The 3,446-nt window shown below is 51.4% G+C and carries 4 protein-coding genes; all 4 read left to right on the top strand.

Going from position 1 to position 3,446, the window contains the following annotated elements; translation table 11 throughout:
- A partial coding sequence (locus KDK18_RS00050) for a heme lyase CcmF/NrfE family subunit (RefSeq protein WP_257252307.1) occupies positions 1–1,596 on the top strand: 1,596 nt, incomplete at its 5' end.
- Positions 1,593–2,135 carry a DsbE family thiol:disulfide interchange protein gene (locus KDK18_RS00045; RefSeq protein ID WP_257252306.1) on the top strand — a complete coding sequence of 181 codons (543 nt, stop codon included), beginning with the start codon at positions 1,593–1,595 and terminating at the stop codon, positions 2,133–2,135. The genes KDK18_RS00050 and KDK18_RS00045, both read left to right, overlap by 4 nt.
- Positions 2,132–2,647, top strand: coding sequence for a cytochrome c-type biogenesis protein (locus tag KDK18_RS00040; protein WP_257252304.1), 516 nt, complete (start codon positions 2,132–2,134; stop codon positions 2,645–2,647). Before KDK18_RS00045 ends, KDK18_RS00040 begins: the two co-directional genes overlap by 4 nt.
- Positions 2,644–3,446, top strand: an 803-nt coding sequence (ccmI, locus tag KDK18_RS00035) for a c-type cytochrome biogenesis protein CcmI (protein ID WP_257252302.1), incomplete at its 3' end; no start/stop codon positions are given. The genes KDK18_RS00040 and ccmI, both read left to right, overlap by 4 nt.

Genomic DNA, 3,446 nt, shown 5'->3' with positions numbered 1-3,446 from the left:
CTGAGGCTGAGGCTCTTATCAACGCCAAGGTTCCAACCTCTGGATTGGCTGCTGCAGGATCTGGGTATGATTGTTCATCCACCCATGCTTTACATGGGGTATGTAGGTTTTGCTGTAGCCTTTGCTTTTGCTATTGCGGCCCTGCTCGGTGGACAGCTTGACAGCGCCTGGGCTCGATGGGCTCGTCCCTGGACAACTGTGGCATGGTGCTTCCTGACTGCCGGCATTTCCCTGGGAAGCTGGTGGGCTTACTACGAGCTGGGCTGGGGTGGCTGGTGGTTCTGGGACCCTGTGGAAAATGCTTCCCTGATGCCCTGGCTGACCGGTACGGCCCTTATTCACTCTCTGGCGGTGACTGAAAAACGCGGACTGTTCAAGAGCTGGACACTGCTGCTGGCTATCACCACATTCTCCCTGAGTCTGTTTGGTACCTTTCTGGTTCGTTCCGGTGTGCTGACCTCTGTTCACGCCTTTGCCAACGATCCTGAGCGTGGTCTCTTCATTCTCGGCTATCTGCTGGTGGTTGTGGGGGCTTCCCTGACCCTGTTTGCATTCAGGGCACCGGAAGTGAGAAGTAAAATCAGTTTCTCACTGCTATCGCGCGAAACCTTGTTGCTACTCAATAACATTATTCTGGTGACCAGTTGTGCCACGGTACTGCTGGGTACTATGTTCCCACTACTCCTTGACTCTTTGGATCTGGGCATGATTTCTGTTGGCCCTCCCTACTTTAATCTGCTGTTTGTTCCACTCTCCATGCTGCTGGCTGCCTGTCTGGGTATCGGTATCCTGCTGAACTGGAAAAAAGGTTCTCTCAGCTGGTTGAAGCAGCAGGTGCGCTGGATATTGGTCGTTTCTGTTGTCGGTGGCATCATCTTCAGTTTCTTATACGGTGACCGCTTCCTGGTCAGTGAAGCCCTGGCGATTGGACTCGTGCTCTGGATGGTATTAACCATCGGTAAGGATGTTCGCAACAAAACCCGAAACATCGGCCTTCTGAAAGGAATGAGAAAGCTCAAACCTGCCTATTATGGTATGCAACTGGCCCACCTGGGACTGGCAGTGACCTTTATAGGGGTGGCTCTGACCTCTGGTTACAGCGTTCAGAAAGATCTGCGTATGAATCCGGGCGACACAGCCCGGGTGGGTGAGTACGTCTTTCGTTTTGATGGTGTGAATCAGCGCCAGGGCCCTAACTATGTTTCTGACTTCGGTACTGTGAAGGTCTTTAAAGATAAGCAGCAGATTGCTGTCCTTAATCCCGAAAAGCGTGTCTATACCGTTCAGGGTATGCCGATGACAGAGGCTGCCATTGATTCGGGCCTGACCCGTGATCTTTATGTAGCCCTGGGAGAGCCTCTGGGTGACGATAGCTGGGCTGTTCGGCTCTACGTTAAGCCTTATATTCGTTTCATCTGGCTAGGCTCTATCTTCATGGCTCTGGGTGGTTTGCTGGCCATTTCGGACAAGCGTTATCGTGTCCGTCTCAAGAAGAAAGTCGCCCTGAGCGGGAAAAAAGCTGCATTGGCGGGTAATCCCGGGCCTTCCCTGGATTCAGGGAAAGATGCAACCGTCACCACAGGAGGTCAGGCGTGAAGCGTTGGAAACTGTTTTTACCGTTAGCTTTCTTTTTGACTTTCTGTGTTCTGCTCTACATCGGTTTGTTCATGGAAGATAAAAATGAACTGCCTTCTATGCTGCTGGACAAGCCGGTTCCTGAATTCAGCCTGAAAAAATTGCAGCAGCCCGCAGAGACCGTTACTGAAGAAGCATTGAAAGGCAGGATTCTGTTGCTTAATGTCTGGGGCTCGTGGTGTCCGGCCTGTAAGGTGGAGCACCCCTACCTGATGAAACTTGCCCGCGAAGGCATCAATATTGTTGGCGTCAACTACAAGGATGAGCGTCAGGGGGCTTTGGAATGGCTGGATCGTCTGGAAGACCCTTACCTTTTCAATATTGTTGATAAGGATGGCAGGTTGGGTCTTGATCTGGGGGTCTATGGCGCACCGGAAACCTTCCTGATCGACAAGCACGGTGTGATTCGTTACAAGCACATCGGGATCCTTGATGACCGGGTCTGGAAGAAAGATCTCAAGCCCCTTTACGATGCCCTGCAAAAGGAGTTAGTGCAATGACTCTCGACTTTTTTTTCAGGCGCTCATCACTGCTGGAATCTGTAAGCGTCTCCATGCTGATGGGGCTCGCTGTGCTGTTAGTCAGTTTGAGCGCCCATGCCGGGGTCATTGAAAACTATCAGTTTGACTCTCCCCGGCAGCAGGAACAGTTTTTCCGTTTGAACGAACAGCTGCGCTGCCCTCAGTGCCAGAATCAGTCCATTGCTGATTCCAATGCGCCTGTTGCGCAAGATCTGCGTCGTCAAGTGCACCGTATGATCGTTGAGGAAAAGGCGGATGATGACACTGTTATCCAGTTCATGCTGGATAGGTACGGTGATTTTGTACTCTATAAACCCAGAATGGATGCCCGCACCATTATGCTCTGGTTTGGCCCTCTGATTCTGCTGCTTCTGGGCATTTTTATACTGTTCAGAATCCTTAAAGAGCATCGTCCGGAGACCGAAGTTGAAGGGCTGGACGAGCAGAACAAAGCCGAGCTTGACAAGATACTGGGTGGTAAAGATAAATGACGCAGTTCTGGATAATCGCCACAATATTAACTCTCACTGGTATGGCTCTGGTCATGCTGCCTTTGTGGTTTCGCAGTCGACGCAGTTCTGATCAGGATGTTTCAGACAAGGCTTCCAACATCGCCTATTTCAGAGAGCAGGAAGCGGATCTGACAAAGCAGCGGGACCAGGGTTTGGTAACGCCAGAGGATGCCGAACTGTATCGGTCGTGGCTGAAAAAAAAACTACTGGAAGATGTGACTGATAAGGAAGAAACACTCAGTTACACAAGCAGTAGCAGCAAAGGTCTTGCTTTATTCCTGGCCCTCCTGATTCCAACTATGGCCGTACCGGTCTACCTGCATCTGGGAGCTCAGACCGAGCTGTCTGTGACTGGGATGATGATGAATCCGGATGCTTCTCATGAAGAGATGATCTCTGCGCTGGAAGCCTGGCGCGACAAGCGACCGGATAATGCTCAGGCCTGGTATCTGCTGGCGGGCCGCTATATCGCAAAGGGGGAAGTGGATAAGGCGATTGACGCCTATAAGACACTCTACACGGTCTCGGAAGGCAGTCCTCAGGCAGCGGCTCAACTGGCTCAGGTACTGTTCCTGGCCAACCGTAACCAGGTTAATGGCGAAGTTCGTGGCCTCTATCAGGATGCTCTGAGCAAGGACGAAAGCAATACTACGGCATTAGGGCTCAAGGGCATTGATGCTTTCGAACGGGAAGATTACAAACAGGCTGTGCAGGCCTGGACCAAAGCACTCTCTATTGAAAATGATATGACTGCACGACAGTCATTGTCTGTGGGTAT

The sequence above is a fragment of the Endozoicomonas sp. SESOKO3 genome, from assembly GCF_024606255.1.
This window is presented reverse-complemented; position numbering and strand designations above follow the sequence as displayed.

Excerpts from the sequence above, each read along its gene's own strand:
- KDK18_RS00040 (WP_257252304.1), top strand. The coding sequence starts at position 2,132 with ATGACTCTCGACTTTTTTTTCAGGCGCTCATCACTGCTGGAATCTGTA.